General features: G+C 63.6%; 12 protein-coding genes. All 12 read left to right on the top strand.

All coding sequences use genetic code 11. The annotated features are described in order from the left end of the window. Positions 1–39: 39 nt before the first annotated feature. The 12 genes from argS to X751_RS150855 all read left to right on the top strand — a co-directional run bounded on the left by argS (position 40) and on the right by X751_RS150855 (position 14,960). Positions 40–1,803 carry an arginine--tRNA ligase gene (gene argS / locus X751_RS150910; RefSeq protein WP_023744778.1) on the top strand — a complete coding sequence of 588 codons (1,764 nt, stop codon included), beginning with the start codon at positions 40–42 and terminating at the stop codon, positions 1,801–1,803. A gap of 103 nt (positions 1,804–1,906) precedes the next feature. Continuing rightward, positions 1,907–5,281 carry an SPOR domain-containing protein gene (locus X751_RS150905; protein ID WP_023744779.1) on the top strand — a complete coding sequence of 1,125 codons (3,375 nt, stop codon included), beginning with the start codon at positions 1,907–1,909 and terminating at the stop codon, positions 5,279–5,281. Positions 5,282–5,414: 133 nt separating this feature from the next. Beyond that, on the top strand, positions 5,415–6,434 hold the full coding sequence (gene nagZ / locus X751_RS150900; RefSeq protein ID WP_023681654.1) for a beta-N-acetylhexosaminidase: 1,020 nt from the start codon (positions 5,415–5,417) through the stop codon (positions 6,432–6,434). 174 nt (positions 6,435–6,608) lie between these two features. Beyond that, entirely contained in the window at positions 6,609–7,409 is an 801-nt protein-coding gene (locus tag X751_RS150895; RefSeq protein WP_023744780.1) for a ScpA family protein, read from the top strand. Next, positions 7,406–8,173 (top strand): SMC-Scp complex subunit ScpB, encoded by a 768-nt coding sequence (gene scpB, locus X751_RS150890; protein WP_023667689.1) that lies wholly within the window; start codon positions 7,406–7,408, stop codon positions 8,171–8,173. The genes X751_RS150895 and scpB overlap by 4 nt, the downstream gene beginning before the upstream one ends. Before the next feature lie 180 nt (positions 8,174–8,353). Continuing rightward, entirely contained in the window at positions 8,354–8,575 is a 222-nt protein-coding gene (locus X751_RS150885; protein ID WP_023681650.1) for a twin-arginine translocase TatA/TatE family subunit, read from the top strand. A gap of 86 nt (positions 8,576–8,661) precedes the next feature. Then, complete coding sequence (gene tatB, locus X751_RS150880) at positions 8,662–9,402, top strand: Sec-independent protein translocase protein TatB (protein ID WP_023688218.1); 741 nt, start codon at positions 8,662–8,664, stop codon at positions 9,400–9,402. Beyond that, the gene (gene tatC / locus X751_RS150875) at positions 9,399–10,274 is read left to right on the top strand and encodes a twin-arginine translocase subunit TatC (protein WP_023667686.1); all 876 of its coding nucleotides are present in this window, start codon (positions 9,399–9,401) and stop codon (positions 10,272–10,274) included. The genes tatB and tatC overlap by 4 nt, the downstream gene beginning before the upstream one ends. 116 nt (positions 10,275–10,390) lie before the next feature. Beyond that, positions 10,391–11,695, top strand: a complete 1,305-nt coding sequence (gene serS, locus X751_RS150870; protein WP_023667685.1) for a serine--tRNA ligase — start codon at positions 10,391–10,393, stop codon at positions 11,693–11,695. After that, on the top strand, positions 11,695–12,456 hold the full coding sequence (surE, locus tag X751_RS150865) for a 5'/3'-nucleotidase SurE (protein ID WP_023744781.1): 762 nt from the start codon (positions 11,695–11,697) through the stop codon (positions 12,454–12,456). Before serS ends, surE begins: the two co-directional genes overlap by 1 nt. A gap of 26 nt (positions 12,457–12,482) precedes the next feature. Beyond that, the gene (locus tag X751_RS150860; protein ID WP_023667683.1) at positions 12,483–13,136 is read left to right on the top strand and encodes a protein-L-isoaspartate(D-aspartate) O-methyltransferase; all 654 of its coding nucleotides are present in this window, start codon (positions 12,483–12,485) and stop codon (positions 13,134–13,136) included. A 324-nt stretch (positions 13,137–13,460) separates the two neighbouring features. Beyond that, a complete protein-coding gene (locus tag X751_RS150855) occupies positions 13,461–14,960 on the top strand; it encodes a peptidoglycan DD-metalloendopeptidase family protein (RefSeq protein WP_023667682.1) in 1,500 nt (499 codons plus the stop codon). The last annotated feature ends 96 nt before the right edge of the window (positions 14,961–15,056 follow it).

The following is a 15,056-nucleotide window of genomic DNA, read 5'->3' on the forward strand; positions in this document are numbered from 1 at the left end:
TGAGCCGGTTCCCCTGCACAGTCCGCCAGAGCAAGACCCATGAACATCTTCGCCGATTTCAGCGCGCGAATCACAAAAGCCGTCGAAGCGCTTGATTTGAAAGACAGTAATGGCGTTTCGCCCGACCTGTCGCGCATCGCCGTCGAGCCGCCGCGCGACGCCAGCCATGGCGATCTCGCCACCAATGCGGCGATGGTACTGGCCAAGCCGACAGGGCACAACCCGCGGGCGCTGGCCGAGCGGCTGGTGGAAGTGCTGCGCAGCGACGCCGATGTTGCCGAAGCCGACGTCGCCGGTCCCGGCTTCGTCAATCTCCGGCTCAAGGACGCTTTCTGGCAGGCACATCTGACCGCGGTGCTCGGCGAGGGGCAAAACTACGGCCGCTCGACCATTGGTGGCGGCAAGAAGACCAATGTCGAATATGTCTCGGCCAATCCGACCGGGCCGATGCATGTCGGCCATTGCCGGGGCGCGGTTGTCGGCGACACGCTCGCCAATCTGATGGCCTTCGCCGGCTATGACGTCACCAAGGAATACATCATCAACGACGCCGGCGCGCAGATCGACGTGCTCGGGCGTTCGGCCTTCCTGCGCTACCGCGAAGCGCTGGGCGACGACATTGGCGAGATACCGGCCGGTCTCTATCCCGGCGACTATCTTGTGCCGGTCGGTCAGGCGCTGGCTGCCGAATTTGGCCGCAAGCTCTTGCAGATGCCCGACGATCAGTCGCTGGCAATCGTCAAGGACCGCACGATCGACGCCATGATGGTGATGATCCGCGAGGATCTGGCGTTGCTCAATGTGCATCACGACGTTTTCTTCTCCGAGCGCACGCTGCATGCCGACAATGCCAAAAAAATCCGCTCGGCGATCAACGATCTGACGCTGAAGGGCCATATCTACAAGGGCAAGCTGCCGCCGCCCAAGGGCGAGAAGCCGGACGACTGGGAAGACCGCGAGCAGACGCTGTTCCGCTCGACGGCGGTCGGCGACGACATGGACAGGGCGCTGGTCAAGTCCGACGGCTCGTTCACCTATTTCGCCGCCGACGTCGCCTATCTCAAGGACAAGGTCGACCGCGGTTTCGTCGGCCTGATCTATGTGCTGGGCGCCGACCATGGCGGCTACGTCAAGCGGCTGGAAGCGCTGGCGCGGGCGATTGCAGGCGATGATCTGAAGCTGCAACTCACGGTGCTCCTGTGCAATCTGGTGAAGCTGTTTCGCGATGGCGAACCGGTTCGGATGTCGAAGCGGTCGGGCGACTTCGTGACCTTGCGCGAAGCGGTGGAGGAGGTGGGCCGCGATGCGATCCGCTTCATGATGCTCTACCGCAAGAGCGACGCGCCGCTCGACTTCGATTTCGCCAAGGTCACCGAACAGTCCAAGGACAATCCCGTGTTCTACGTGCAGTACGCTTCGGCGCGCTGTCATTCGGTGTTCCGGCAGGCGAGCGAGCAACTGGGCGAGGCCAATTTCGACCGCAACAGCCTGGCCGCGGCCTCGGCGTCGCTCACCGATGAGGGCGAGATCGGCCTGATCCGGAAGCTGGCTGAATATCCCCGGCTGGTCGAATCTGCGGCCCTTGCGCTGGAGCCGCACCGGCTGGCATTCTACCTCTACGATCTGGCTTCCAGCTTCCATGGACACTGGAATCGGGGCACCGAGAATGCCGACTTACGTTTTGTTAAGGTTAACGACCGACAATTGACTCATGCCAGACTAGGGCTGGTGCAGGCTGTTTCGGATGTTTTGACCTCCGGCCTGACGCTGATTGGGGCTGATGCGCCCACTGAGATGCGTTAGGTTTAACTAAAACACCTGTCACCATTTGCCCACATTGCGCTGGTAAGGGCCAACCCTACGCGACGTCCATGGCGTCCGAATGAGTGCGAGTTCGGGAACAATAATGGCAGACAGAACCCAGCTGAGAGTAGCCGACAACAACGACATCGCCGAAGATGATCCGTTCGCTGAACTGACCAGGATCATGGGTTTCGATCCGCGCCAGCCGGTCAAGCCGCAGGCGCCAGCCGTCGAGACGGCTGCGGACGAGGGCGATTTCGACATCGACCTCGAGAAGGAGTTGATGGGCGAATTCGGCGATGAAGTCGGTTCCATGGAGGCCAGCCAGCCAGCTCCCGAGGTTCACCAGCCTGCCGCTGAGCCCTACGAACCTGCTGCCGAGATTCGCGAGCCGGCTTTCGAAACCACCGATGCCGCGATGGACGATGCGCTGGCTGCTTCGCTGGAATATGATTTCGTCTTCGACGATGCCGCCGATCTGGATTTCGGCGCTGCCCCGCAGGCTGCGGCTGCTCCCGTTGAACCCTCGTTTGCCGAACCTTCGTTTGCCGAGCCCGCATTCGACGAAGCTGCATTCGACGATGATTTCGACAATGCCGTGGCCAGCTCGCTGGAAAACGTATCGCCGCTCGAAGACGACCTGCCGATGGACGACGACCTTGCCGCTTCGCTCGAGCAGGGGTTGCTGCTCGATGACGATGCGACCGTCGCCCATGCCGCAGATGTCGCCCAGGTTGCTGCTGCGCCCGCCGACGATGTCGCGTTCGACGATGATTTCGACAATGCCGTCTCGATGTCGCTGGAAGACGAGCTGACGCTGGACGGTCCTGCGCCGGCGCAGGACCAGTATGCCGCGCCAGTAGCCGAGGCGCCGATCCATACCTTCGACGCCGTCGGCGCCGCCGACCACGCTGTTGCCGACGAGGATTTTGCGGTTCATTTCGATGACGCGATGGCCGATGTCGACATGGACTTTGCAGCCGAGCATTTCGAGCCTCAGGCTTTCGAGGCTCAGCCTGTTGAGGCCGAGGATCCGGAAGAGCGCGATCTGGATGTCAGCGATCTGCAGGTCAGCGCGCCGGTTGAGATGGATGCGCCGGAAGTGGACGAGACGCCGGCCTGGACCGTGGAGGCCAGCCCCTCTCATGAGACTGCGCACGAAGCATTCGACGATTTCGATCTGAGCATCGATGATGCGCTTGCCGATCACGAGCCGGTGGCCGAGACCGCACCCGCTCCGGTTCAGCCAACTCCGGTCGCACCAGCCTATGTGGCGCCTACCAATATGGCGACCCCGGCCGCTCCGGTAGCTGACGAACGGACGTTGGAAGATGAACTCAACGCGCTGCTTGGCGCCATGACCACACCACGCCCGGCGCCAGTCGCGCCGATTCCGGTGGTCACCGAGCCCACCAGGGCTGCCGCCATCGAGCCCACCAGGACTTATGAGCCGGTTGCCCCGGTGCAGCGGTCCGTCGCGACGCCGGTCGCTCCGGTCGATAATCTCGACTGGGACCTGGACGAACACGCGCCTGCTCCTCAGGAGGCCCAGGCGGACGATGCCGATTTCGACGATCTGCTTGCCGGCGAACTTGAAGGCCATGTGCCCGAGATCGAGTTCGATGATCACGCCTTCGACGCGGCGCTGGCCAACGGCATCGATCTCGGTCATGACGATACGGCAGCACCGGTCGCTGGCGATTGGCGCTCGACGCCGCCGGAGCCGGCGCGTTCGTGGAGCCGCGTGACTCCCACCCCGGCCCAGCCTTCCTTTGCAGCGCAGCCGCAAGCTTCTTTTGCAGAAAAGCCGTCCATGCCGCCGGCGGCAGCGCCAAGCTATCGCGACCAGCCGGTTGCCGCTGCTGCCTATGTGGCGCCGACGCCATCGCGCCAGGCGCCGCCTCAGGCCTATGACGAGATGCCGGATGTCGAGACGGTCGATGTGCCGGAGCGTGTGGTGGCGATTGCCGACGACCTCGACATTCCAGAACTCAGCTTCGAGCAAGACGAGCCGGCCGCCTATGACGACATCGACGCCGAATTCGCCGGCATGCTCAACGACATGAACGCGGTGGAAGTGGCGCCGCCCACTGCCGCACGCAGTGCCGGCTATGATGACGATTCCTACAGTTCCGGCTTCGGTTCGGGCCACGAGCTCGACCAGCGCGCCTATGCGGCGCGGCCAGCCGAAGTGCTTGCAGCCACGCAAGCTCACCACGCCGATGCCGCCGGCGGCTTCGACATGGACGATCTGCCCGGCAGCCAGCCGGTTTCGCAGGCCGACGATTTCGCGGTCGACGAACTCGACTACGATCCGGATCTGGACGAGGCAATGGCGGTGCCGGGCCTCGCCGAGCAGGAAGCCGCACGGCCGCGCAGGAGCGGCCTGCTGGTCGCGGGGGTCGTTGCTGCGGTTGCGATTGCCGGCGGCCTTGGCGCCTTCGCCTTGTCGTTCGGCGGCAAGGGCGGCAGCGATGCGCCGGTCATTGTCAAGGCCGACAACAGGCCGATCAAGGTCAAGCCCGAAAATCCGGGCGGCGCCGTGGTGCCGAACCAGGACAACAAGGTTTATGATGCGGTCGCCAAGGGCACCAAGCCGGCCGAGCCGGTTCAGGAGAAGCTAGTCACCAACACCGAAGAGCCGGTCGATGTGAAGGCGCAGGAGCCTGAAAGCCGCGTCGTCGATCTGTCGCCCGACGATACCGACGCTGCCCCAGGCCCCGACGCTGCCGGCAACCCCGAAGCTGCCGTCAACCCCGACGCGGCTGTCGCGCCGGCGCCAAAATCCGAGGACCGCATCGCGCAGGTGCTGCAGGAAGCCGACAAGAACCCCGATACCGTCGCCGTTGCCCCGCGCAAGGTGCGGACCATGGTGGTCAAGCCCGACGGCTCGTTGGTGGCCCGCGAGGACTCGACGCCGGCCGCGCCGCAGGTTGCGGCGACTGAGCCGCTTGACCCGGCGCCGCAGCACGTCGCCCCTTCGGCCGATGCCGAGCAGACCGGCACCGTGGCGCCTGCCGATCAGGCAAATAGCGACCAGGCAAGTGCCGAGACCGCCAAGCCGGTCAAGCCGGTGAAGCCGGCGGCCACGCCGAAGGCTGAGACCCAGTCCGCCAACACGCCGCAGACGGTTGCCGTAGCGCCGCAGCGCCCGTCCGACCAGCCGGTCGACGTGGTCGGCGAGGTCAAGCCCGACCAGGTTGCCTCCATCCCGGCGACGGCTTCGACATCGGGCGGTTCGTGGTCGATGCAGATCGCTTCGCAGCCGACGGTCGAAAGCGCCCAGGCCAACTACGCCGACCTGCAGCGCCGCTATGGAAATGTGCTCGCCGGTCGCACCGCCAACATCGTCAAGGCGGAGATCGCCGGCAAGGGCACCTTCTACCGTGTCCGGGTGCCTGCGCAATCGCGCAACGATGCGATCAATCTGTGCACCAGCTACAAGGCTGCCGGCGGCAACTGCTTCGTGTCTCGGTAAGGCCGGATCCAATTATCAGAGCCGGTGCGTTCCCAACGGTCGCGCCGGCTTTTTCATGTGGATGGGCGAGAGGTTGAGGCGCTTGCCGTCCGGGGAGATTCCCTTTGCCGGCGCGAAGCCCTAAACTGGTGGAATGACCGAATCAAAATCCATGATCCTCGGCTGTGCCGGGAAATCGCTGACCCGCGAAGAAATCCGTTTCTATCGCAATGAATGCCCGTGGGGCTTCATCCTGTTTGCGCGCAACATCGGCGAAACCGAGCAGATCCGCGATCTGGTCGCCGAAATGCGCGACTGTATCGGGCGCCCCGATGCGCTGGTGTTCATCGACCAGGAAGGTGGCCGGGTGCAGCGCCTGCGGCCCCCGCTGGCGCCGAACTATCCCGCCGGCGGCGCGCTCGGTGCATTGTGGCGCAAGGACCATGATGCCGGCACCCGCGCTGCCTGGCTGATGGCGCGGCTGCATGCCTTCGACCTGTTACGCTACGGTATCTCTGCCGATTGCCTGCCGGTGCTGGACGTGCCGATCGAGGGCGCCAGCGACGTCATCGGCGCGCGCGCCTATGGCAAGGAGCCGCGCCCGGTCATCGAACTCGGCCGCGCGGCGGCGGAAGGGCTGATGTCGGGCGGCGTGCTGCCGGTCATGAAGCACATTCCGGGTCACGGGCGCGCCTTTGCCGACACGCATTTCGAACTGCCTGTGGTCGATGCCTCGCTGAGCGACCTGCAGCGGCATGATTTCGCCCCGTTCCGCGAGCTTAGCCATCTGCCGATGGCGATGACGGCGCATGTCGTCTACAGCGCCATCGATCCGAACAACCCAGCGACCACCTCAGGCAAGGTCATCGACGAGATCATCCGCCGCGAGATCGGCTTCGACGGGCTGTTGATGAGCGATGACACCTCGATGAAGGCACTTTCTGGGGATTTCCCGACAAAGGCGGCCTCGATCCTTGCGGCGGGCTGCGATCTGGTCCTTCACTGCAATGGCGTTTTCGAGGAGATGGCGGGCATCGCATCGCGAACCACGGGACTTGAAGGGACGTCGCTGGAGCGCGCCAAGCGGGCGCTGACCTATATAAGGGATCGCGACCGGGCCGACGAAACCGAGATACGCGCCGAGTTTGCCACCTATTTCGATGCGGTGGCCTAGAGACGGATGATTTCAGGTCTGTTCGACCTGAAATCTGAATCCGTCTCTAAATTAGATAGAGAGAGCATGATGTCGTCCGAAAACCGCTTCACACTTTTCGGCATCATGCTCTAACCAGAGGTAAAGGAACAAGTGGCGGAGACATTGGACAGCAAGGCTGCGAAGGCCGCACCGATGGACCGTCTGTGGGCCGAGAACGACGATTCACGGGTCACCGGCGACCCGTCGCTTGTCGTCGACGTCGCCGGGTTCGAAGGTCCGCTCGATCTCTTGCTGCATCTCGCCCGCAACCAAAAGGTCGATCTGTCGCGGATTTCCATCTTGGCGCTGGTCGAGCAGTATCTGACCTTCGTCGAGACGGCGAGGGCGCTAAGGCTTGAGCTTGCCGCCGACTACCTGGTGATGGCGGCGTGGCTGGCCTTCCTCAAGTCGAAGCTCCTCATCCCCAAGCAGCCCGGCGACGAAGGCGAAAGCGGCGAGGAACTGGCCGCGGTGCTGCAGTTCCGGCTGAAGCGTCTGGAGGCCATGCGCGACGCCTCGGCAAGGCTGGTCAACCGCAACCGGCTCGGCCGCGACGTGTTTGCACGCGGCATGCCTGAAATGGTCATCGTCGAGAAGCGTAACGCCTATTCGGCCTCGCTCTACGATTTGCTCACCGCCTATGCGCAGCAGCGCCAGAAACAGGCGATCACCAATGTGACAATTGCCCGGCGTGGCGTGTGGTCGCTCAAGGATGCGCGCGATATCCTGACCCGGCTGATCGGCTCGCTGCGCGACTGGACGGCGCTGGACAGCTATCTGATCAATTACCTGACCAGCCCGGACGAACGGCGTACCGCGATTGCCAGCTCGTTCGCGGCGTCGCTGGAACTGGTGCGCGAAGGCAGCATCGAGATGCAACAGGACCAGGTGTTCGCGCCGCTCTATCTGCGCGGCCGCGCGCAACCAATCAAGGCAGTCGAGGTGGCATCATGAGCGAACGCGCCAACGCTTCGGTTATTCCGTTCAAGGTCGAAGAAGAGACCGAGGAGGGCATTATCGCCCAGGACCCGACTGATACCCTGCTTCTGAATCCTGGCGAACGGCTGCATATGGCCGAAGCCATACGCATGGCCGAGGCGATCGTGTTCGCCAGCGCCGAGCCGGTCAGCGAAAAGCAGCTCGCAGCCAGATTGCCCGATGGCATCAGCATTGCCGCTGCCATGGCTGAGCTGCAGCAGATCTATGCGCGGCGCGGCGTCAATCTGGTTCGGGTCGGCGATGCCTGGGCGTTCCGTACCGCCGGCGATCTCGCCTTCCTGATGAGCCGCGACACGGTGCAGCAGCGCAAGCTGTCGCGCGCCGCGCTCGAAGTGCTGGCGATCATCGCCTACCACCAGCCGGTGACGCGCGCCGAGATCGAGGACATCAGAGGCGTCGAGACCTCGAAGGGCACGCTGGATACGCTGCTCGAAACGGAATGGGTGCGCATGCGCGGCCGCCGCCGCACGCCCGGCCGTCCCGTCACCTACGGCACGACAGACACTTTCCTCGACCATTTCGCACTGGAGGAGATCCGCGATCTTCCCGGGATGGACGAACTGAAGGGGGCAGGGCTGCTCTCCGGCCGCATGCCGTCGAATTTCGCCATCCCGTTGCCGCCGGCCGATCCGGACGCGCTGACCGAGGACGAGGATGCGTTGACCGACATCGATCTCGAGGAACTCGGCCTGCTGACGCCGCGCGTCACGGAAGATTGACCGCAAGCCGCTGTCAAAAAGCTGCATTGCTGCGGTAGATGCGCCGATTGGTAGCGGGCAGCTTTGCCGAAAATGCGTGACATAAGCCGCGCCTTCATAAACTTTGTCGCTGTTGTGTTTGAATCCCAACGCGAAAACGCATAGATCATCGCCAGGGAAAACATTCGAGAGAGAGTTACAATGGGTTCATTTTCGATTTGGCACTGGATGATCGTGCTGGTGATCGTGCTGCTGGTGTTCGGCCGCGGCAAGATACCCGAGCTGATGGGCGATATGGCCAAGGGCATCAAGAGCTTCAAGAAGGGCATGGCCGATGACGATACCGCCGAAGACAAGCGCACCGTCGAGCACCGCCCGGACGAGACCGTTTCGGCAGTGAAGGAAAAGGCCAGCAAGAGCTGAGCCGAAGGTTGTTGCTTTTGTGCAAGTCGTTGTCCCAAAACCGCTTCGCACTTTTGGGCGACAAGCACTAGTCGGAACTGATTGCCATGTTTGAAGTCGGCTGGACCGAAATGCTGGTGATCGCGATCGTCATGATCGTGGTCGTCGGACCCAAGGATTTGCCCAATATGCTGCGCACCTTCGGCCGCACGACGGCGAAGCTGCGTGCCATGGCCTCTGACTTCCAGAAGCAGTTCAACGAGGCGTTGAAGGAAGCCGAGCTCGACGACGTCAAGAAGTCGGTCGATACGCTGCGCGGCCTCAATCCGGCGGCCGAGATCCGCAAGCAGCTCAATCCGTTCGAACAGGCGGCAGCAGAGGTTCGCTCCGGCGTCGATGCGGTGATGAAGCCGAAGCCCGCCGTCGACCCCGCAACGCCGGCGGCAGAAACACCACAGGCGGCCGAGCCGCTCAAGAACGGCGCGACGGTGATGCCCGGCGTCAACGGACCGGAAACAGCGCCGGCGGCGCCGATCCTTCCGGCGATGACCGACGAGGCGGTGGTGACACCGGCTGCAGCAACAGCAGCGCCACGAAACGCGCGCGCCAAGGGGGCTGCGATATCAAAGGCCCCGGCAACCAAAACAGCGGCAGCCAAGGCAGCACCGGCAAAGCCGGCGCCTGCGGCGAAGGTTGCGGCCAAGCCGTCAGCGGCGCCCGCCAAGGCTGCACCCGGAAAAGCCGCCACCAAGCCGGCTGCTGCACCGAAGGCAGTCACAAAGGCGGAGCCGAAGCCTGCGCCGGCCACGAAGCCCGCGTCCAAGAAGACGGCGGGGGCCGCCAAGTGAGCATTACGGACAGCGAAAAGGACGAGATCGAGAAGTCGTCGGCTCCGCTGATGGAGCATCTGATCGAACTGCGCCGGCGGCTGATCTGGTCGATCGGCGGTTTCTTCGTCGCCTTCCTCGTCTGCTTCTTCTTTGCCAAGAAGCTGTTCAATCTTTTGGTCGTTCCGTTCAAGTGGGCCACGCAGTGGGCCGGGCTCGATCCGCACAAGGTCGAGCTGATCTATACGGCGCCGCAGGAATTCTTCTTCACCCAGGTCAAGCTCGCCATGTTCGGCGGCATGGTCATCGCCTTTCCGCTGATCGCCACGCAGATCTACAAATTCATCGCGCCAGGCCTCTACAAGAACGAACGCAACGCCTTCCTGCCGTTCCTTATCGCATCGCCGATCCTGTTCCTGATGGGAGCGTCGCTGGTCTATTTCTTCTTCACGCCGATGGTGATGTGGTTCTTCCTCGCCATGCAGCAGGCCGGCACCGACGACCAGGTGCAGATTTCGCTGCTGCCGAAAGTGTCGGAATATCTCAGCCTGATCATGACGCTGATCTTCTCCTTCGGCCTGGTGTTCCAGCTGCCGGTGGTGACCAGCCTGATGACGCGCGTCGGCATGCTGTCGTCGAAGGCGCTGGCCGAGAAGCGCAAATGGGCGATCGTCATCGCCTTCGTCGTCGCGGCGGTGCTGACGCCGCCTGATCCGATGAGCCAGATCGGTTTGGCCATCCCGACCATCCTGCTCTACGAGGTGTCGATCTGGGCGGCCCGGCTGATCGAGCGCGATCAGGTCAAGCAGAAGCTGGCGCGCGAGAAGCAGGAAGCCGCCGAAGCCGTGGCCGAAAAGGCGGCGGACGCGTCCTCAAAGCAGGCTCGTTCATAGGCTGTCGCGTTCGGGTATCCGCGTTAGCGGAAAAACGCGACAGCCGCTGACCCTCATCTTGCATCGATGAAGGATGCGGTTTACCCCCTCAGCCTTATTCTGAGGACGAACCAACCATGCTTGATATCAAATGGATTCGCGACAACCCGAAGGCCCTTGTCGAGGCGCTGGCCAAGCGCTCGTGGTCGGCTGACGAGGCGCAGTCCACGGTCGATGAGCTGATCAAGAAGGACGAAGCGCGGCGCGAGCACGTCACCGAGCTGCAGACCAAGCAGGAACGCCGCAACGCCGCCTCGAAGGAGATCGGCAACGCCATGCGTTCGGGCGACACGGCACTTGCCGAAAAGCTCAAGGCCGAAGTCGGCGATATCAAGACCTTCATCCAGAATGGCGAGGCGCGCGAGCGCGAGCTCGACAAGACGCTGAACGATGCGCTGGCGGTGCTGCCGAATGTGCCGCTCGACGACGTGCCGGTCGGCAAGGACGAGCACGACAATGTCGTCAAGCATATCGTCGGCGAGGTGCCGACTCGGCCGAACTGGGTGAAGGAGCATTTCGAGATCGGCGAAGCGCTCGGCATGATGGATTTCGAGCGGGCGGCAAAGCTGTCGGGATCACGCTTCACCGTGCTGAAGAGCGGGCTGGCGCGGATGGAGCGCGCCATCGGCCAGTTCATGCTCGATCTGCACACGACCGAGCATGGCTATGAAGAAGTCATCCCGCCACTGATGGTGCGCGACGAAGTGCTTTTCGGGACCAACCAGCTGCCGAAATTCGAGGACGACCTGTTCTTCGTGCAGCATGGCGATGGCCGGCTCGGGTTGATTCCAACCGCCGAGGTCCCGCTCACCAACCTGGTGCGCGAAGAAATCACGGCCCATGAAAAGCTGCCGCTGCGCTATACGGCGCTGACGCCGTGTTTCCGCTCGGAAGCGGGCTCCGCCGGCCGCGACACGCGCGGCATGTTGCGCCAGCACCAGTTCTACAAGGTCGAGCTGGTCTCGGTCACCGACCAGGAGTCTTCGCTCGCCGAGCACGAGCGGATGACGCAGTGCGCGGAAGAGGTGCTGAAGCGACTGGAGCTGCCGTTCCGCACCATGGTCCTGTGCACGGGCGACATGGGGTTTGGCGCGCGCAAGACCTACGACATCGAGGTCTGGCTGCCCGGCCAGAACGCCTATCGCGAAATCTCGTCCTGCTCGGTCTGCGGCGACTTCCAGGCCAGGCGCATGGATGCCCGCTACAAGGACCGGGATGGCAAGGGCAACCGCTTTGTGCACACGCTGAACGGTTCGGGCACCGCTGTCGGCCGTGCGCTGATTGCCGTCATCGAAAACTACCAGAATGAGGATGGCAGCGTAACCATTCCTGAAGTGCTGCGGCCTTATATGGGCGGTCTGGCGAAGATCGAATCGAAGTAATGCGCATCCTTCTGACCAATGATGACGGCATCCATGCCGAGGGCCTGGCGTCGCTCGAACGCATCGCCCGCACGCTGTCGGACGATGTCTGGGTCGTGGCGCCGGAGCAGGACCAGTCCGGCTACGCGCACTCCCTGTCGATCTCGGAGCCGCTCCGGCTGCGCAAGATCGGCGAGAAACACTACGCCGTGCGCGGCACGCCGACCGACTGCGTCATCATGGGCGTCAAGAAGATCCTGCCTGGCGCGCCGGACCTGATCCTGTCCGGTGTCAATTCCGGCGCCAACATCGCTGACGACGTCACCTATTCCGGCACCGTCGCCGGCGCCATGGAAGGCGCGCTGCTCGGCATCCGCTCGATCGCACTCAGCCAGGGTTATTCCTATGTCGGCGAGGACCGCGTCGTTCCCTATGAGACCACCGAGGCGCTGGCGCCGGCGTTGCTGAAAAAGCTCGTCGCCATGCCGCTGCCGGACGGCGTGCTGCTCAACGTCAACTTTCCCAACTGCCTCCCTGAGGAGGTTGCCGGCACCGTCGTGACGTCGCAGGGCAAGCTGGTGCACAGCCTTTGGGTCGACGAGCGCCGCGACGGGCGCGGCCTGCCTTATTACTGGCTGCGCTTCGGCCGCGAGCCGGTCGAGGGCAAGCAGGGCACCGATCTCCATGCTCTGCACAACCGGCTCGTGTCTGTGACGCCGCTGCAGCTTGACCTCACCGCGCATGAAATCCGTGACCAACTGACCAAGGCGCTGTCTGAATAAGGTGTTCGCATGAAGAAGGTTCTGGCATGAACTTGCCGCTCGACGATCGCGAGGGTTTTGCCGCTTTCCTGCTGCGCCTGCGCGGCCAAGGCGCGGTGCCGAAGGCGCTGATCGCAGCCTTCGAGGCGACGCCGCGGCGCGGCTTCCTCAACGGCCAGTTCCATTCCATCGCCTGGTCGGACGGCATGCTGCCGATCGAATGCGGCGAGGCGATCGAGGGCGCCGATCTGCAGGCGGCGGTGATTGCGGCCCTGGCAATAGAGCCCGGCAACCGGGTGCTGGAGATCGGCACCGGCTCGGGCTACACGGCAGCGGTGATGTCGCGGCTCGCGGCGCGCATCGTCAGCGTCGACCGCTACAAAACGCTGGCCGAGCAGGCCAGGCAACGCTTCGAGGCGCTCGGCATCGGCAATGTCATCGTGCGCCAGGCCGACGGTTCCAACGGGCTTGCCAATGAAGCGCCGTTCGACCGCATCGTAGCCTGGGCGGCTTTCGACAGCCTGCCGCGCTTCCTGCTCGACCAATTGTCGAGCGGCGGCATCGTCATTGCCCCGATCGGGCCGGAGGAGGGCGAGCAGGTGCTGGCCAAGCTGACCAAGGTCGGCAGCCGCTTCGAGCGCGAGGATATCGGCACCGTGCGCCTGCAGCCGATCCTGCGCAGCGTCGCGGCGGTTATTTAGGTGCGCTGATATTCATGTGAGGCCGGCCTGCAAATGGCAGGTTCCTGCGCTTCCGGTGCTCACATGTTTGAGTACGCTCCGCTCCGGCCTTCGCCGGTCGAAGCCGTCATAAATGCCTCCGCTCTATGAAGGCTACGGCCGGCGTAGGCCGGTTCTCAGAACCTGTCATTTTCGACTCGGCCTGACCTGAATCTCAACGCACCTTCGGCGCGTTCGAAAATGTTTTAAGAAAATTTGCGTCTGATTCTATGGGGTTAACCCGCCAGTAACATTAACGCGCTTTAATCATGACCAGTGTGTACCGGGTCTGTGCGGGTTAGTGCGATGCAATTCAGTGTTTTGAAGGCAAACGGGCGTACTCTGTCGCGGGGCTGCGCTGTCCTCATGCTAGCCGGAGTGGCGGCGGGGTGTAGCTCCCAAGTCTCGCGGTTCAATGGTGTCGACGACGTCTTCACCTCTTCGACCAACAATCAGCGCGCCATCATCGACAAGCAGAGCACTGCGCAGCCCTATCCGGGCGATGTGGCGGCCGAGCCGATCGCTGCGGCACCTGTCGATGGCAGCCATAACCAGTCGGTCAGCCGCTCCAGCCTGGAGCCAGTCACCGTCCAGCAGCTGCCGCCGCCGAGCGCGCCCAAAGCTGCTCCGATGCGCACCGCTTCCGCGCCGGCGCTTGCACCGGCACCGCATGTCGACAGAACGACTACCGGCACCGTCCAGCCGGCGAGGCCGTTCAAGAATGCCGGTGACTCCGATCCGAAACCACTTGCGGCTGGTACGCCGCATGCGACCGAGATCGTGGTCAGCGACGGCGAGACCATTTCCGGCATCGCTCATCGCTATCATGTGCCCGCCGACGTGATCATGAAGGTCAACGGCTTGAGCGCCACCAAGGGGCTGAAGACCGGTCAGAAACTGGTCATCCCGGCCTATGCCTATTCAAGCAAGGGGACAGAGCCGAAACTTGCCGACGGCAAGCCGGCAAACAGCCCCAAGGCGCCGGCGCCGGAGAAGGTCGCCGTACTGCCGCAGCAGCCGAAACTCAAGGACGGCAAGTCCGCCGCGCAGGTTGACGCTTCGGCAGCGAACAAGCCGAAGACCGACAAGCCGGCGCAGACTGCCTCGGCCGCGCCAAAAGCCGGCGCGGGCACCTACACGGTCCAGTCGGGCGACAGCCTGTCCTCCATCGCCAGGAAGACCGGCGTTGGCGTCGTGGCGCTGAAGCAGGCGAACGGCATGCAAGACGGCCTGCTCAAGATCGGCCAGACGCTGAAGGTTCCGGCAGGTGGCACCGCAACGGTCGCCAGCGCCAAGCCGGCCAAAGTTGATCCGGTGACGACCGCGACCACCCAACCGGCGGCAAAGCCGACGGAGACGCTCGCCACCTACACGCCGCCGAAGAAGGACGCCAAGGTCATCCAGCAGGCCGAGGACGACGATGCTGTTGCGCCCGATGCCACCGGCATCGGCAAGATGCGTTGGCCGGTGCGTGGCCGCGTCATCTCCAATTTTGGTGGCGGCAAGGATGGCGTCGACATCGCCGTGCCTGAGGGGACGCCGGTCAAGGCGGCCGAGAACGGCGTGGTCATCTATGCCGGCGACGGCCTCAAGGAATTCGGCAATACGGTGCTGGTGCGCCACGAAAACGGGCTGGTCACCGTCTATGGCCACGCCAGGTCGATCGAGGTGCAGCGCGGCCAGAAGGTCAAGCGCGGCCAGGAGATCGCGCTGTCGGGCATGAGCGGCACCACCGACTCGCCGAAACTGCACTTCGAAGTGCGCAAGAACTCGGCCCCGGTCGATCCCTCAGGTTATCTCGAATAGTCGGGAATAGAACAATAAACGTTTTGCAGGCCGTCTGACCTCCAGTCCGGCCCGCCGGCTCAGCCCGCTCCGCAAGGGGCGGGCTTTTTCAGTGAC

The organism is Mesorhizobium sp. LNJC394B00 (assembly GCF_000502555.1).
In the GTDB taxonomy this organism is placed as follows: domain Bacteria; phylum Pseudomonadota; class Alphaproteobacteria; order Rhizobiales; family Rhizobiaceae; genus Mesorhizobium.

Excerpts from the sequence above, each read along its gene's own strand:
- X751_RS150860 (WP_023667683.1), top strand. The coding sequence starts at position 12,483 with ATGAACTTGCCGCTCGACGATCGCGAGGGTTTTGCCGCTTTCCTGCTG.
- X751_RS150905 (WP_023744779.1), top strand. The coding sequence starts at position 1,907 with ATGGCAGACAGAACCCAGCTGAGAGTAGCCGACAACAACGACATCGCC.
- tatB (WP_023688218.1), top strand. The coding sequence starts at position 8,662 with ATGTTTGAAGTCGGCTGGACCGAAATGCTGGTGATCGCGATCGTCATG.
- argS (WP_023744778.1), top strand. The coding sequence starts at position 40 with ATGAACATCTTCGCCGATTTCAGCGCGCGAATCACAAAAGCCGTCGAA.
- nagZ (WP_023681654.1), top strand. The coding sequence starts at position 5,415 with ATGACCGAATCAAAATCCATGATCCTCGGCTGTGCCGGGAAATCGCTG.
- surE (WP_023744781.1), top strand. The coding sequence starts at position 11,695 with ATGCGCATCCTTCTGACCAATGATGACGGCATCCATGCCGAGGGCCTG.
- X751_RS150855 (WP_023667682.1), top strand. The coding sequence starts at position 13,461 with ATGCAATTCAGTGTTTTGAAGGCAAACGGGCGTACTCTGTCGCGGGGC.
- scpB (WP_023667689.1), top strand. The coding sequence starts at position 7,406 with ATGAGCGAACGCGCCAACGCTTCGGTTATTCCGTTCAAGGTCGAAGAA.
- serS (WP_023667685.1), top strand. The coding sequence starts at position 10,391 with ATGCTTGATATCAAATGGATTCGCGACAACCCGAAGGCCCTTGTCGAG.
- X751_RS150885 (WP_023681650.1), top strand. The coding sequence starts at position 8,354 with ATGGGTTCATTTTCGATTTGGCACTGGATGATCGTGCTGGTGATCGTG.
- X751_RS150895 (WP_023744780.1), top strand. The coding sequence starts at position 6,609 with ATGGACCGTCTGTGGGCCGAGAACGACGATTCACGGGTCACCGGCGAC.